This window comes from Streptomyces lucensis JCM 4490 (genome assembly GCF_014650035.1).
GTDB lineage: Bacteria > Actinomycetota > Actinomycetes > Streptomycetales > Streptomycetaceae > Streptomyces > Streptomyces lucensis.
In genome coordinates this window covers 313472-327304 of sequence record NZ_BMUE01000001.1, presented here as the reverse complement: position 1 = coordinate 327304, position 13833 = coordinate 313472, and the positions used below count along the sequence as shown (strand labels likewise).

Here is a 13833-nt window from a genome sequence, read left to right as displayed (position 1 = left end):
GTGAGTGGCTGCCGCTTCCGCCTACTGGGCGTGCTGACGAGGGCAGAGAACGGGGTGGCCTTGGAGGGCTCCTGAGACTCCTTCGGCAACCTCTCAGGCAGGCCGAGGGCTCCTAGCGCCTCGCGCTGCTCCTGGAGGCTCATGCGGGCGAACAGGGCCGCAGCATCGTCAAGGTGAGACACGCCAGCCCCCTACACGCTTGCCAGAGACAGCTTGACGGCGAACCCCAGGAAGAGCGCCCCGGCGGCCGAGGTGGCCCCTGCGCTGAGCGTCCTCCGCCGACGGAACGCAGCAGCTAGACGAGACCCGCCGAAGATGAGCGCAGACAGGTACAACACGCTTGCCAACTGGGCGAGTACGCCTAGAGTCACGAACCCCACGACTGGGTTGGACTCTGACACGAACTGCACGAAGAAGGCGACGAAGAACAGGATCGCCTTGGGGTTGAACAGGCTGACCACGAAGGCCCGGCGGAAGGGGCGCTCGTCGGTCGCGCGGGCGGGCTCGACGGCCTCGGCGGTCCTGTCCCGCCGGGTGCGCCACATCCCCCACGCGGCCCGCATCATGCCGATCGCGAGCCAGGTCAGGTATCCGGCCCCGGCGTACTTCACGATCCCGAACAGCAGGGCGTTGGCCTGGAGCAGCGAGGCCACCCCGGCGGCGGACAGCGTCATCAGCACGGTGTCCCCGCACCACACCCCGGCGGCGGCGGTGTACCCGGCGCGCACACCTCGGCGTGCGGCCACGGAGAGGACGTAGAGGGAGTTGGGACCGGGCAGCAGGACGATGAGGACGAGTCCCGCCAGGTAGGTGGGGAGATCGATGACGCCGAACATGGCAAGGAGTGTCGCACGGGGGTACGACACCGCGGCCGGGGATTTCGGAGGACGGGACGGTCCCGCTCAGAACGCGTCCGACGGCACGTACCTCCCCCACACGTCCCGGAGGGCGTCGCAGACCTCGCCCACCGTCGCCCGGGCCCGCAGGGCCTCCTTCATGGGGGGAAGGACGTTGTCCGTGCCCTGCGCCGCCTTCCGCAGTGCGTCCAGGGCCGTGTCCACCGCGGCCCGGTCGCGTCCGGCCCGGAGTTCGGCCAGCCGCCGCGCCTGCCGGGCCTCGATCGCCGGGTCCACGCGGAGCGGCTCGTACGGTTCCTCCTCGTCCAGCCGGAAGCGGTTGACGCCCACGACCACCCGGTCGCCGGAGTCCGTCTCCTGGGCGATGCGGTACGCGTTCCGCTCGATCTCGGCCTTCTGGAAGCCCCGCTCGATGGCGGCCTCCGCCCCGCCCATGTCCTCGACCCTGCGCATCAGGTCCAGCGCGGCCTCCTCGACGTCGTCCGTCATCCGCTCGACCGCGTAGCTGCCGGCGAAGGGGTCCACCGTCGCCGTCACGTCCGTCTCGTGGGCGAGGACCTGCTGTGTCCGCAGTGCCAGCCGCGCGCTCTTGTCCGTGGGCAGCGCGATCGCCTCGTCGAAGGAGTTGGTGTGCAGGGACTGGGTGCCGCCGAACACCGCGCCCAGGGCCTGCACGGCGACCCGGACGAGGTTGACCTCCGGCTGCTGCGCGGTCAGTTGGACGCCCGCCGTCTGGGTGTGGAAGCGCAGCATCCAGGACCTGGGGTCGCGCGCCCCGAAGTCCTCCCTCATCACGCGCGCCCAGATGCGGCGGGCCGCCCGGAACTTGGCGACCTCCTCCAGCAGCGTCGTGCGGGCCACGAAGAAGAACGACAGCCGCGGGGCGAAGTCGTCCACGTCCATGCCCGCCGCCAGCGCCGTGCGGACGTACTCGACGCCGTCGGCGAGCGTGAAGGCGATCTCCTGGGCGGGGGAGGCGCCCGCTTCCGCCATGTGGTAGCCGGAGATCGAGATCGTGTTCCACTTCGGGATCTCGGCGGTGCAGTACTCGAAGATGTCGGCGGTCAGCCGCAGGGAGGGCTTCGGCGGGAAGATGTAGGTACCCCGGGCGATGTACTCCTTGAGGACGTCGTTCTGGATCGTGCCGGTCAGGCGGTCCGCGGGCACCCCCTGCTCCTCCGCCACCAGCTGGTACAGCAGCAGGAGCAGGGCGGCGGGCGCGTTGATCGTCATCGACGTCGAGACCTTGTCCAGCGGGATGCCGTCGAACAGCACCCGCATGTCCTCGATGGAGTCGATCGCCACGCCGACCTTGCCGACCTCGCCGTGCGCGAGGGGCGCGTCGGAGTCGTGGCCCATCTGGGTGGGCAGGTCGAAGGCGACGGACAGACCCGTGGTGCCGTGGGCGATCAGCCGGCGGTAGCGGGCGTTGGACTCGGCCGCCGTGCCGAACCCGGCGTACTGGCGCATGGTCCAGGGGCGGCCCGTGTACATGGTCGGGTACACCCCGCGGGTGTACGGGTACGCCCCCGGTCCGCCCAGCTTCCCGGCCGGGTCCCAGCCGGTCAGGTCGTCCGGCCCGTAGACCGGCTCGATCGGCAGGCCCGACTCCGACTGACGCGCCATGGATGCCTCCGCAGTACGTTCCCGTGCGTTTCGCTCCCCCCTCACCATGCCCCGGAGTTCGACGGCGGTCACGCGGGGAAGCATCCTCCGCATGAGGATCCCGGGGAGACCCGCAGCCGCACTCGCCTCGGCCGCCGCTCTCGCGGCCCTCTGCGGCTGCACCGTGCAGCCCACGGACGCCGACGGCAAGCGCGGACTGCCGGTGCACGTCCAGCTGCCGTCGGGCCGCAGCACCCAGCCCGGCCGGACGGCGCCGGGCACGCCCGCGACGCCGGCGTCGGGCATCCTGTGGTCGCGCGGCGACAGCGGGCCGGGCGTGCGGGAACTCCAGGCGCGGCTGCGCCAGGTGGAGTGGCTGTTCGACGGGCCGACGGGCTCGTACGACGATCTGACCGAGCGGGCCGTCAAGGGCTTCCAGGGGAAGCGCGGGCTGCCGCCGACCGGTGAGACGGACGCCGTGACCTGGCGGCGGCTGCTGGCGATGACACGTCCGCCGGGCAAGTGGGAGCTGTACCTGATGGGCGGTCAGCCGGCCGCCGCCCCCGATCCGCGCTGTCTGACCGGGCGGGTGCTGTGCATCAGCAAGACGAGCCGGACGCTGCGCTGGATGGTCGGCGGACGGACGCTGTCGACCGTGGCCGTGCGCTTCGGCACGCAGTACTCCCCCACCCGCGAAGGTGTGTTCCACATCTACTGGAAGTCACGGCACCATGTGTCGACCCTCTACGACTCGCCGATGCCGTACGCGATGTTCTTCAGTGGCGGCCAGGCGGTGCACTTCTCGTACGACTTCGCGGCGCGCGGTTACGCCGGGGGCTCGCACGGGTGTGTGAACGTCCGGGACGAGGCGGCGATCGCCGCGCTGTTCGCCCAGGCGCGGATCGGCGACAAGGTCGTCGTGTACCGGTGAGGCGGAAGTGCTGCGGGGCGCGGGCGGGACCGGGGGAACGTGTCCCGCCCGCGCCAGGTGCACGAGCCGTGGGTACGGGGGGAACCCCGGCTCAGTGCGACAGCCGATGACCAGTCGGCTCACTTATTACTGCGTCGCGGGCTCCGGAAACGTCACACCTGCCGCGGAAAAATCTTCGCGCCTTACAAAAGCGCAGGTCACAGCGGTCTGTGCAGTTCAGAGGGCGGTGTACCTCGGGCTCACCGACGGGACCGGCCGGGGGTGGCCCGGACGGCCGGCGGGCGTCGGGGCGTAGGCCGAGGGTGAGGACGCGGGTGCGGCGCCCCTGCGGTGCCGGTCCTTGCCGGCGCCCCGGTCCTTGCCGGGGTCCCGGTCCCTGCCGGGGTCCCGGTCCCTGCCGCCGCCGTGGTGCCTGCCGGGGTTGCCGTCGTCGTCGCCCTGGCCGTTGCCCTTCTCGCCGCCCTTGCCGTTCCCCTTGCCCTTGCCCCCGGCGTCGTTCCCGGTGCCGCCGGTGTCCCCCTCGCCGGTACCGCCGTTCGTGGCGCCGGAGACGGTGCTTCCGACGGTCAGGAAGACCTTGCAGTACTTGCCGACGCGCGACGGGCCGCCCGCCAGGTGCTCCAGCGCGCGCCTGCGGCCGGCGTCCAGTTCCCTGCCGTCCCGGATGACGCGGCACGCCGCGGCGACGTCGTTCCAGCCGCCGCCGGGGGTCGCCGAGGGGGCGTGGGAGCCGGTGGTGGCGCTCGTGTCCGTGTCGTCGTCGCCCGGTGCGAGGGCCCCCGCGGAGGCGCTGCCGGGAGCCGGGTCCGTGCCACCGCCCGGCGTGCCGGTGCCGGGCGTCGCCCGCGGGGACGCGGAGGCCACCGGCCGTCTGGAGGATCCCTCGGTGACGGAAACGGTGGGGCCGGGGCGGTCGTTCCGGAACGGGGTGGGCAGCATCCCGCTGCCCGCCGCCACGGCGACCCCGCCGAGCGTGCCCGCGGCCACGGCGGCCGCGAGGGCGAACCGCACCGGCCGGGCCCAGCGGGGGCGGACGGCGATTCCGCTACGGGCGGCGGCGCCGATGCGCACCAGACCGGCGTCGGCGTGGCGGGCGGGCGCGGCGGAGCGCCGGCCCGCGGTGCCGCCGGCGAGGGCGGCGGTGGCGGGCTCGGCCCCGGCGGCCTCGCGGGCCTTGCGGAACGCGGCCAGAGCGGCCTGCTCGCCGGGGAGTTCGCCGGCGCCGGGGGCCGCCTGCGAAGACAGCTCGCCGAGCGTCTGCGACAGGCGTTCCGCCTGGTCACGGGCGTCGGCGTCGACGGCTTCCAACGGCTCCCCGCGCAACAGGCGTTCCGCCGTCTCACGATTCAGCCACTTGTACTGCTCGTCGGCCATCACATGTCCTTCTGCGTCCGCGCACGCGTATGCGTCACAGTTGCGGACGTCACCGCGCGGCGGCGCGGTTCTCGCTGGGGCGGCAGCGCGTCGAGCCCGGTCGTCGATTCCGGATCGGCGCCGAGCAGCTCCGCGAGCCGTTTCAGGCCCCGGTGGGCGGCGGTGCGTACGGCACCCGCGCGTTTGCCGAGCGTCTCGGCGGCGGTCTTGGCGTCCAGGCCCACCACCACGCGCAGGACGACCGCCTCGGCCTGGTCCTGCGGGAGCCGGGCGATGAGGGAGAGGGTGCTGCCGGTGGCCAGGGACTCGATCGCCTCGCCGGCCGTGTCGGACTCCGCGGCCCGGCCGGTCAGCTCCGTCTCGTCGCCGCCTATGGCCGGGCGCCGGCCGCGCATGCGTATGTGGTCCAGGGCGCGGTTGCGGGCGATCCGGGCGGCCCAGCCGCGGAACCGGTCGGCGTCGCCGCTGAACCGGTCGAGGTCCCGGGCGATCTGCAGCCAGGCCTCGGACGTCACGTCCTCGGCGTCCGGATCCCCGACCAGCGTGCGCACGTACCCGAGCAGCCGGGGATGCACCGCGCGGTACACCGTACGGAACGCGGTCTCATCACCGTTCTGTGCTGCACGTACTGCGGCGGTCAGCTCCGCGTCGTCCCCCAGCACCGCACTCCCTCTACGCCTGTCATTCGGTCCGGCGCGAATGGCACGTTACGGCGTGAAACAGCTCGACGTCCATGTTTGTGAAAGATGCAACTAACTCGTGACCGGGTAGGGATGTGCGCAGGGTGAGGGCCGATCGTGGCGGGGTGTGACAGAAAACGCACTCACGGCGCTGTAGGGAGTACGGGCCCGCACGCGGCCTGTGAGCGCGACGGCCGGGGCCTCTCCTGTGGGGGGTGGCGGCCCCGGCCGTTGCCCTGACGCCCGGTCACGGGCGCCGGAGGTCACTTCTTCCCGGGGGCCTCGCCGGACCCGGAGGTCACTTCTTCCCGGCGGCCCCGCCGCCCGCCCTGCCGCTGCCGCCGGCCTTGCCCGCCTCACCAGTGTTGCCAGCGTTACCGGTGCTGCCCGCGTTGCCTGTGTTGCTGTTGCCGCTGTTGCCGTTGTTGCCGCTCTCGCCCGTCTTGCCTTCGCCGCCCGTGCTGCCCGTGCCCGGCCCGTGCGTGGGCGTGGTCCGCGCGGCGCAGTAGGCGGCGACCTCGTCCTCGCCGCCCGCGGCCGTGACGAGCCGCTGCCAGGCCGTGGCGTCCAGCGCCGTGCCCCGGCCCCCGACCCGCTCGTAGGCCCGGCAGTGGGCCAGGGTGTCCCGGGCGGTGGCCGGGTGCCCGGGGCGTGACGGGCGGGCGCCGGGCGTGGTGGGGGCCGACTCGGTGTCCGGCTGCCGCGGGGCGCTCACCGCGGGGCGGGCCGCTCGCCGCTCACCGCCGTCGGCGTGCTTCTGCGGTCCGTCGGAGCCGACCGCCGCGAAGGCGACGCCGCCCAGCGTGAGGCTCGCGAGGACGACGGAGAGCGTGATCCTGGGCGGCAGTGCCGCCCGGCGCCCCGGCCGCCAGTCGTCCCGGCGCCGGGTCCGCGTGCGGAGCGCCCCGGAGTCCCGGGCGGCGCGGAAGGCGGCCACGGCGCGCTCCTCGGCCGTGCGGTCGACACCGCCGGGCCGGAGCACGGCGGCGACAGCGGCCTCGAACCCGGCGTCCCCGTCGGCGTCCTCCGGTCCTTCGAGCACGCCGCCAGGGTGCGCGTGCCGGCGCCCGGGCAGCCCGTCGCCGCTGTGCCGTTCGCCCATGTCCGTTCCCGTTCCTGGCCCGCCGTGCCCGGCCCCTCGGCTCCGTCGCGGGCCGCGGCCCACCGTTGTCATGGACGTATACGGCCGGTGGCCGTCGCCGTTCATTCCGACTCCCCCAGCGTGCGGGGGCCGTCATCCGTCACACCGGCGTCCGCCGTGCCCGCGGCGCCCAGCTGGCGGGCGAGGCGCTTCAGCCCGCGGTACGCGGCCGTGCGGACCGCGCCGGGGCGCTTGCCGAGGACCCGGGCGACGGCGGGGCCGTCGAGGCCGACGACCACCCGCAGCAGGACGGCCTCGGCCTGGTCGCGCGGCAGTGCGCGGACCAGTTCCAGGGCGCGCTCGGTCGAGAGGGACTCGAGCGCCTGCTCGTGGGTGCTGTGCGGCCCCGGCAGATCGAGCACGTCCTGTTCCAGCGTGGTCGACCGCGGCCGTATCCGCTGTCTGCGCAGCAGGTCCAGCGCCCGGTGCCGGGCGATGGTCGCGGTCCAGCCGCGGAAGCCGGCGCCGTCCCCCCGGAACCTGCCGAGGTCGCGGGCTATCTCCAGCCAGGCGTCGGCGGCCACGTCCTCCGCCTCCTCGCCGACCAGGCCCCGCAGGTAGCCGAGCAGGCCCGGCTGCACGATCCGGTAGGCCACCGCGAAGGCGGTCTCGTCACCGTCCTGGGCCCGCGCGACGGCCGCGCCCAGTTCCCCGTCGCGTGCCCGCAAGCGACGGGACTCCCCTCCCTGGCCCAAGACAGTCCTCGTTCATGCCGGGTTCGTGGCCACCACGATCGGCGCGTCCCCGGCGGGGGACACACTCCCGCCACGGCCACGCCGTCCAAGGTCATCAGCGCCGGACCGCACGGAAATGTCACAGTCCCGGCGGCCCGACGACCACCGGCGCGACTGTCGGTGCCGCCCCCTAGGCTGCCCCCGCACCGACCGGAGAGCACGGAGGGAAGGCATCCGCATGGGTGGCAATGGCTGGACGCAGACGGGCCCCTACCAGCGTGACCTGGAGGCGGCCTTCCGCCGCGCCCAGGAGGCGGAACTGGCACAGGACGACCACGGATTCGGCCCGGGCCGGACGGTGGAGGAGCTGTGGCTGGACCCGGCCTGGCACGAGTACATCTTCACCGGGGGCACCGGCTCGGTCCTGGACTTCCCGGCGATGACCGACCCGTCGGACACCGACGACGGCCCCTTCATGCGTCCGCTTTCGGAGGCCGAGATCCGCGCCTTCGCGCCCGACGGACGCCCCACCTACGCCGACTGGGACGAAGCGCTGGACTCCGAGCGGCTGGACTTCCCGGACCGCGCGCAGGGCAGGTGCACGGTGCTCTACACGGACGGCGAGCCGACGCACATCGGCTACTGGGGCGTCACGGCGGACTAGGCCGACGCACATCGGCTACTGGGGCGTCACGGCGGGCCAGGCCGTGACGCCCGGCGAGCGGTGCCGGAGCCGGCGGCACCCGTTCATCCCGGGGACTTGAGGTCCTCGAGACCGGGCGCGACCAGCAGGGGCGTGAACTCCACGACGCTGTGCGCGGCGACGCCGCTGCGGAGGTACGGGTCGGTGGCGAGCAGACGGCCGAGTTCCTCGGCGGGCATCGGCGGAACGAGGTACACGCCGCCGGCCAGGGGCACCTGGCGCCCGGCCACCAGGAGCAACCGCCGCGACATGAGGTCGTTCAGCCAGTCGCCGTGCGCCGGCCTCCACCGGTCCACTTCGTCCAGCGGTGCCGTGTAGGTCACTGTCACGAGGAACATGCCCGGACCGTAGTGGAACGCCCATGCCCGCCGCGATCCCATTTCGCGGCCCGGCCGCGTGCGTCGGCGCTCTCAGCCGCGGGCGGTCGCGTCCCGGCACAGCAGGCGCAGTGAGCCCTGGCCGCCGAAGCAGCGGCGGGCCTCGTCGATGGGATCCCACAGCCGGCCGTCCGGGGTGCGCACCCAGTGCTCGCCGCCGGTCGCCCACCACTCGGCACCGGTCTCGCGGACGAGGACCTCGCCGGCGTAGGCCCCGAGGCCGCGCAGCACGTGCTCCACCGCCACGTACGGCGGCCCCTCCCGGCTTATCTCCTCGATCATCCGGTCGACGCGCCACAGGCTGCGCGCCGAGTAGTCGAGCCGTACCCGCGCGCCCTCGCGCATGGTCGCGACCGCGTCCGCCGCCCACCGCACGGGCTTCGCCGCGGCGTGCGGCCTGGTCTCCTGGTGTGCTGTCACGTACTGGGCTGTCACATAAGGAAGAGCGGGCCGGGCGGGCCATCCGTCACCGGGATCCGAAACGTTTCACCGACTGTCGCAGGACCGGCGCACCTCCACCGCACGACGCTCACACGGCGAACTCACTCACCCGGTGCGCCGGTGCCACGGGCCCGGCGGGAGACCACCGCGCGCAGGACCCGGCGGCCCTCGACCGAGACGTCCAGGGCCCGGCGCAGGCCCTGTGCGCCGTGTTCGGCGAGCAGTTCCAGGACGGTGATCTGACGGCGCAGCTCGGCGGCGACGAGCGGGGACTGCTCCGCGCCGCCCCCCGTACGGCCGGCCGCCACGCCGGACGCGTCGTCCGTGCCGTCGGCCGCGGGGTCGAGCAGCCGGTGGATGCGCAGGGAGGCGAGCGAGCAGGCGTCGGCCCACTGCCGCAGCGCGTCGGCGGTGCGCTCGGCCGGGGCCTCGTCCAGCATGCGCCGGGCCAGCTGTGCGGCCTCGTCCTCGGCGGGCTGCGCGGAGCCGAGGGCGGCACGGGCCTTCTCCAGGCCGGCGTCCCACCCGGAGCCGTCGGCGAGGTTCGCCCAGAGGGGGCGCAGCAGTTCGTCGTCGCCGCCCAGCAGGGGCAGGCACCGATCCAAACAAGCCAGCCCGCCGGCGGCCAGCCCGCGCTCGTCGGCCTGCTCGATCAGTTCCACCAGGCTCATGAAAGCCTCCCTCGCCAGGGCGCCGCCCGGTACGGAGCCCGCACTCTCCCTTACTGCGTGCGACGGCGCGGGAGTGTCACAGCCGGAACGTTTCAGCCAAAAGCCGGAGTCAGCAGCTCGCCCGAGAGGACCTTGCGGTTCTGCAGCCGGGTCATGTGCACGACGACCACGGCGGCGAGGACGGCGGCCGCGATGTCGAGGCCGTCGGAGAACAGCATGAGCCGCGAGGCGTCGCGCAGTTCGGCCGGCGTGCCGGCATGGTCGTACTGCGTGTACGCGGCCCGGCCGACGAGGAGGCTGCCGATCCACACCGACCACCAGGCGTTGACCGGCGCGTGCCCGCCCCGCGCGCCCCAGGGAGCGCTGGCCTCCCAGCAGTCCAGGACGATCCGGCGCGGGAACCAGAGGTTCACCACGGGGCAGAACCAGCCGCCGATCACCCAGCCGCGCTTCATGCTGTGGCGGGAGGCGTCGAACACCTCGGCGTTCACCCGCACCCGCCACAGCCAGCACAGGTAGACGACGGCCGTGGCCACCAGCGCGGCCCCCTGGGCGACACCGGCCGTGGCGTAGAGCGTGTCGGCGCGGTCGGCCCGGTGAGCCAGGTCGGCGTCGAGGGCGCCGTCGGCGGCGTCACCGGCGACGCTCATCACCAGGAAGTCGGCGAAGCAGGCGAACAGGTCGGTGGCGACGACCAGCCCGAGCAGTACGGCGGTGGCGCGGCCGAGCCCGGCCGGTGAACGCAGCCAGGCACCGGAGGGCGCGGGTTGCGGCGGTGCGGGCATGGGCGCGGGCATGGGTGAAGTCATGCTGAGGTTCCCCCGGGACTCACGGTGACGGCAGGCGTGCGGCCTCCCCGGCCGGACACGCGAAACACCGGAACATACGGTCCCGGACCGTCGCACGTCCATTCCGCTCCCGGCGGCCGCTCAGCCCAGCCGGTCCGCCAGCTTCCGGAACTCGGCCCAGGTGAGCGCGGGCCGCCCCGGGTCCCAGAGCTTCTGCACGGTGGCCCGCAGCGGCATCCGGATGCCGGCGGCGACCTGCGCCTCGGTCTGGGCGTTGGGGAAGTCGCTCCACACCGCGAACGAGCCGCCGGGGATCTGGCCGTCGTAGCGCGCCGGCACGGCGGTCGTGCCGCGCAGCACGCGCGGGTTCCACTGCTCGTAGATGCGCTGTCCCGTCGGGTAGACGAAGGTCTGCGGCTGGCCGAGCACGTAGTAGAGGAACTCGTCGTTGTAGTTGAGCACCTTCCGGCCCGCGCCCAGGTACTCGGCCGGCTGCCGGGCGCCGATCTCCTTGCCGGTCCAGTAGGCGACCCGCAGGTCCTTGGCGGGCTGCACGGAGGTGCCCCGGAAGAAGCCGTCGTTCCACGCCCGCACGGTCCTGCCGTGGGCGCGGACGGTGGCGGCGCGGTCGTTGAGCCAGCCGGTGGTGAGGTCGGCGACGGTGGCACCGGCGCCGAACCGCTGCCGGGCGGTGGCGGCCAGCTGCGGGTACGAGGCCTGCGGGTTCTTCACGGTCAGCGCCTGGTACTCGTCGCCGCCCAGGTGCCACTGGCTGCCGGGGAAGAGCCCCGCGTACTCGTTCAGCAGGTCGTCCACGAGCTTGGCGGAGGCGTCCTTGGAGATGTCGACGGCGCCCCTGGTGGCGACCCCGCTCGCGTTGCGCAGCTGCAGGTCGGGGTGGGCGGCGATGACGGCGCCCAGGTGCCCGGGCGAGTCGATCTCCGGCACCACGGTGATGTGCCGGCTGTTCGCCAGGTCGACGATCCTCTTGACCTGCGCCTTGGTCAGGTGGTCCCGGGAGACGATCTCCGGGTGGCTGCTGGACTCGATCCGGAAGGCCTGGTCGTCGGAGAAGTGCAGCCCCAGCTCGTTGAACTTCAGGTCCCCCAGTTCGCGTATGCGGTCCTCGATCCATGACTCGCTGTACGGCTTGCGCGCGATGTCCAGCATGAAGCCGCGCACCGGCTTGGCCGGGCCGTCCCGGACGACCCCCTCCGGCGCCGTACCGCCTCCGTGGACCTCCTGCTTCAGCGTGCGGGTGCCGTAGAAGACCCCCGCCTCGCCGGGGCCGCTGATGTCGACCCGCCCACCGCGGACGGTCATGGTGTACGACTCGCGGTCCCCGCCGCCGCCGAGCGCGAGCCGCACGTCGCCGGCCCGTACGTCCTTCTTCTGCCCCGCGTAGGCCAGCCCCAGCTCCTTGGCGACCAGCCGCCCCTCGTCGGCCAGTCCCGCGTCGGCCACCACCACCCGCTCGCCGCCGCGCGGCTTCCAGCCGGGGCCGCGGGCCGCGGTGTGGGTCCGCACCGCGGGTATCGTGCGCGGCGCCTGCGACAGCGGGTAGGACCGGCTCGGACTGGGGCTCGGGGTCTGCGCGGCCGGCCCTCCGGAGACGTGGCGGGACGCCTCGGCGGACGACTGCCGCGCCGGTCCGCCGCCCCCGTCGGCCGAGGCCCATACGGCGACGCCCGTGCCGAGCGCCACCGTCCCGGCGAACGCGGCGGCCACCACCGCCCGCTTCCGTATCCCCTGCTGTGCCGAGCCCCGGCGCCTGTGCTGGTTCACCCTGCCAACGTACGACCACCGCCCGGCCGACCCGTCATCCGAACGTTCCGAAACTCTGCCGTTCGGGTGAAATTCACGCATCGCACGTACACACAGTGATCACTATCGATAACCTGGCGACACATCCTTCACGGCATCCCCTGCCACACCACCTGTGACGCGAGGACCCACGCTGCCCGCCCACCGTCTCCCCTGCCTGCCCAGGCCCCTCGACGCCTTCAACGCCGCCGCCGGCGACGAGGCCCGCGCCCTGCTGCTGACCTGCATGCGCAGCCGGCGCTGGGCCCGCCGGATGGCCGACCACCGCCCCTACCCCGACCTGGACGCCCTGCTGGCCGCCGCGGACGAGGCGGCGTACGACCTGCCCCCGGCCGACCTCTCGGAGGCCCTCGCGGGCGAGTCGTTCCCCGAGCTGCCCTACGGGACGTACTTCGCGGCCCACACGGCGCTGAGCGCGGCACACGCCGCGTACGAGGCCCGCTTCGGGCACGCGTTCGTCATCTATCTGGGCGACGTCCACCCGGACGAGGCGATCGACCGCATCCTCGAGGGAATCCGGTCCCGGCTGGCGAACGATCCCGAGGAGGAGCGGGTGACGGCGGCGGACGAACTGCGGCGCCTCGCGAAAGGGCGGCTGACCGCGTTCCTGAGCGGCGCGAGGCCCCCGAAACCGGCGGCTTCCCCACGGGGCGCGGCCGGTCGCGATGCGCCCGTACGCCGGGCGTAACCGGACGAACCGCCCCGGCAGCCGCTCCGGCTAGCCCGTCCGGTGCCAATTTGATCACACAAGGTAGGCCCCCCGTAAACCTCGCCGGGGCGGCTCGATACGATGCTGAGGGCCGGTGGACCGTACCCGGCCGGGCCCGACCGACAGTGAAGCCGGCGCGGCCCTAGTCCCCGCTCCCGGAGGGTTCTTCCGTGCCGGCTGGAACGCTGTACCGCGGCCGGGAAGGAATGTGGTCCTGGGTGGCTCACCGAGTCACCGGCGTCCTCATCTTCTTCTTCCTGTTCGTTCACGTGCTGGACACCGCTCTCGTGCGTGTCTCCCCCGAGGACTACGACAAGGTCGTAGCCACGTACAAGACGCCGATCGTCGCGCTGCTGGAGTACGGCCTCGTCGCCGCCATCCTCTTCCACGCGCTCAACGGCCTGCGCGTCATCGCCGTCGACTTCTGGTCGCAGGGCCCGCGCTACCAGAAGCAGATGTTCTGGGCCGTGATGGGTGTCTGGGTCGTCCTGATGGCCGGCGCGGTCTACCCCGTGCTCGGTCACGCCGCTCGTGTCCTGTTCGGGAGCTGACGCCGATGTCCACGACTGAAACCGCCGCGTCCGGCGTGGGCCCCGTCGAGGGCGCCCCCGTCTACGGCGTCGACAACCCCGCCCCGCTGATCGAGGCGCCGCGCAAGCGCACCAAGAAGTCCCCGAAGTCCACCCGGGGCAACTTCGAGCTGGCCGCCTGGCTGTTCATGCGCCTGTCCGGCATCGTGCTGGTCGTCCTCGTCATCGGCCACCTGCTGATCCAGCTGGTGCTCGACGGCGGCGTCTCCAAGATCGGCTTCGCCTTCGTGGCCGGCCGCTGGGCGTCCCCGTTCTGGCAGGTCTGGGACCTGCTGATGCTGTGGCTCGCGATGCTGCACGGCGCCAACGGTCTGCGCACGGTCATCAACGACTACGCCGAGCGCCCGAACAGCCGCCTGTGGCTGAAGGCCCTGCTCTACACGGCCACGGTGTTCACCATCCTGCTCGGCACGCTGGTGATCTTCACCTTCGACCCGAACATCCGCTAGGCACGGGGCTGCGAGAATC

16 protein-coding genes are annotated in these 13833 nt (G+C 73.3%); 5 read left to right on the top strand and 11 right to left on the bottom strand.

What is annotated here, in order from left to right:
* Nucleotides 1–191: 191 nt before the first annotated feature.
* A complete protein-coding gene (gene leuE / locus IE177_RS01455) occupies nt 192–836 on the bottom strand; it encodes a leucine efflux protein LeuE (RefSeq protein ID WP_190012833.1) in 645 nt (214 codons plus the stop codon).
* A gap of 66 nt (nt 837–902) precedes the next feature.
* Nucleotides 903–2483, bottom strand: a complete 1581-nt coding sequence (locus tag IE177_RS01450) for an acyl-CoA mutase large subunit family protein (RefSeq protein ID WP_190012832.1) — start codon at nt 2481–2483, stop codon at nt 903–905.
* A 91-nt stretch (nt 2484–2574) separates the two neighbouring features.
* On the opposite strand from IE177_RS01450, the gene IE177_RS01445 reads away from it, so the two are divergent.
* A complete protein-coding gene (locus tag IE177_RS01445; RefSeq protein WP_190012831.1) occupies nt 2575–3393 on the top strand; it encodes a L,D-transpeptidase family protein in 819 nt (272 codons plus the stop codon).
* A 216-nt stretch (nt 3394–3609) separates the two neighbouring features.
* On the opposite strand, the gene IE177_RS01440 is transcribed toward IE177_RS01445, so the two are convergent.
* From IE177_RS01440 to IE177_RS01425, 4 genes are all read right to left on the bottom strand, one after another.
* Nucleotides 3610–4767, bottom strand: a complete 1158-nt coding sequence (locus tag IE177_RS01440) for a hypothetical protein (protein WP_190012830.1) — start codon at nt 4765–4767, stop codon at nt 3610–3612.
* Complete coding sequence (locus tag IE177_RS01435; protein WP_190012829.1) at nt 4767–5429, bottom strand: RNA polymerase sigma factor; 663 nt, start codon at nt 5427–5429, stop codon at nt 4767–4769. The genes IE177_RS01440 and IE177_RS01435 overlap by 1 nt, the downstream gene beginning before the upstream one ends.
* A gap of 316 nt (nt 5430–5745) precedes the next feature.
* Nucleotides 5746–6549 (bottom strand): hypothetical protein, encoded by an 804-nt coding sequence (locus tag IE177_RS01430; protein WP_190012828.1) that lies wholly within the window; start codon nt 6547–6549, stop codon nt 5746–5748.
* Nucleotides 6550–6650: 101 nt separating this feature from the next.
* The gene (locus IE177_RS01425) at nt 6651–7283 is read right to left on the bottom strand and encodes an RNA polymerase sigma factor (protein ID WP_190012827.1); all 633 of its coding nucleotides are present in this window, start codon (nt 7281–7283) and stop codon (nt 6651–6653) included.
* A gap of 217 nt (nt 7284–7500) precedes the next feature.
* Here IE177_RS01425 and IE177_RS01420 point away from each other — a divergent pair, with 217 nt between their 5' ends.
* Nucleotides 7501–7926, top strand: coding sequence for a hypothetical protein (locus IE177_RS01420; protein ID WP_190012826.1), 426 nt, complete (start codon nt 7501–7503; stop codon nt 7924–7926).
* 83 nt (nt 7927–8009) lie between these two features.
* Here IE177_RS01420 and IE177_RS01415 read toward each other — a convergent pair whose 3' ends face one another.
* The 5 genes from IE177_RS01415 to IE177_RS01395 all read right to left on the bottom strand — a co-directional run bounded on the left by IE177_RS01415 (nt 8010) and on the right by IE177_RS01395 (nt 12027).
* A complete protein-coding gene (locus IE177_RS01415; RefSeq protein WP_190012825.1) occupies nt 8010–8303 on the bottom strand; it encodes a YciI family protein in 294 nt (97 codons plus the stop codon).
* Nucleotides 8304–8375: 72 nt separating this feature from the next.
* Nucleotides 8376–8762 (bottom strand): hypothetical protein, encoded by a 387-nt coding sequence (locus IE177_RS01410; protein WP_190012824.1) that lies wholly within the window; start codon nt 8760–8762, stop codon nt 8376–8378.
* Between the two features lie 122 nt (nt 8763–8884).
* The gene (locus tag IE177_RS01405) at nt 8885–9454 is read right to left on the bottom strand and encodes a hypothetical protein (protein ID WP_190012823.1); all 570 of its coding nucleotides are present in this window, start codon (nt 9452–9454) and stop codon (nt 8885–8887) included.
* Nucleotides 9455–9546: 92 nt separating this feature from the next.
* The gene (locus IE177_RS01400; RefSeq protein WP_190012822.1) at nt 9547–10263 is read right to left on the bottom strand and encodes a DUF4328 domain-containing protein; all 717 of its coding nucleotides are present in this window, start codon (nt 10261–10263) and stop codon (nt 9547–9549) included.
* 120 nt (nt 10264–10383) lie between these two features.
* The gene (locus IE177_RS01395) at nt 10384–12027 is read right to left on the bottom strand and encodes a beta-N-acetylhexosaminidase (RefSeq protein WP_229815845.1); all 1644 of its coding nucleotides are present in this window, start codon (nt 12025–12027) and stop codon (nt 10384–10386) included.
* Between the two features lie 154 nt (nt 12028–12181).
* Here IE177_RS01395 and IE177_RS01390 point away from each other — a divergent pair, with 154 nt between their 5' ends.
* From IE177_RS01390 to IE177_RS01380, 3 genes are all read left to right on the top strand, one after another.
* Nucleotides 12182–12754: a 2-oxo-4-hydroxy-4-carboxy-5-ureidoimidazoline decarboxylase gene (locus IE177_RS01390; protein WP_190012820.1), complete on the top strand. Its 573-nt coding sequence runs from the start codon at nt 12182–12184 to the stop codon at nt 12752–12754.
* Nucleotides 12755–12945: 191 nt separating this feature from the next.
* Nucleotides 12946–13326, top strand: coding sequence for a succinate dehydrogenase, cytochrome b556 subunit (sdhC, locus tag IE177_RS01385; RefSeq protein ID WP_190012819.1), 381 nt, complete (start codon nt 12946–12948; stop codon nt 13324–13326).
* Nucleotides 13327–13331: 5 nt separating this feature from the next.
* Nucleotides 13332–13814, top strand: a complete 483-nt coding sequence (locus IE177_RS01380) for a succinate dehydrogenase hydrophobic membrane anchor subunit (RefSeq protein ID WP_190012818.1) — start codon at nt 13332–13334, stop codon at nt 13812–13814.
* Nucleotides 13815–13833 lie beyond the last annotated feature (19 nt).

Coding starts and splice junctions, on each gene's coding strand:
- IE177_RS01430 (WP_190012828.1), bottom strand. CDS start 6,549: ATGGGCGAACGGCACAGCGGCGACGGGCTGCCCGGGCGCCGGCACGCG.
- IE177_RS01420 (WP_190012826.1), top strand. CDS start 7,501: ATGGGTGGCAATGGCTGGACGCAGACGGGCCCCTACCAGCGTGACCTG.
- IE177_RS01450 (WP_190012832.1), bottom strand. CDS start 2,483: ATGGCGCGTCAGTCGGAGTCGGGCCTGCCGATCGAGCCGGTCTACGGG.
- IE177_RS01445 (WP_190012831.1), top strand. CDS start 2,575: ATGAGGATCCCGGGGAGACCCGCAGCCGCACTCGCCTCGGCCGCCGCT.
- IE177_RS01415 (WP_190012825.1), bottom strand. CDS start 8,303: ATGTTCCTCGTGACAGTGACCTACACGGCACCGCTGGACGAAGTGGAC.
- IE177_RS01405 (WP_190012823.1), bottom strand. CDS start 9,454: ATGAGCCTGGTGGAACTGATCGAGCAGGCCGACGAGCGCGGGCTGGCC.
- IE177_RS01440 (WP_190012830.1), bottom strand. CDS start 4,767: ATGGCCGACGAGCAGTACAAGTGGCTGAATCGTGAGACGGCGGAACGC.
- IE177_RS01380 (WP_190012818.1), top strand. CDS start 13,332: ATGTCCACGACTGAAACCGCCGCGTCCGGCGTGGGCCCCGTCGAGGGC.
- IE177_RS01400 (WP_190012822.1), bottom strand. CDS start 10,263: ATGACTTCACCCATGCCCGCGCCCATGCCCGCACCGCCGCAACCCGCG.
- leuE (WP_190012833.1), bottom strand. CDS start 836: ATGTTCGGCGTCATCGATCTCCCCACCTACCTGGCGGGACTCGTCCTC.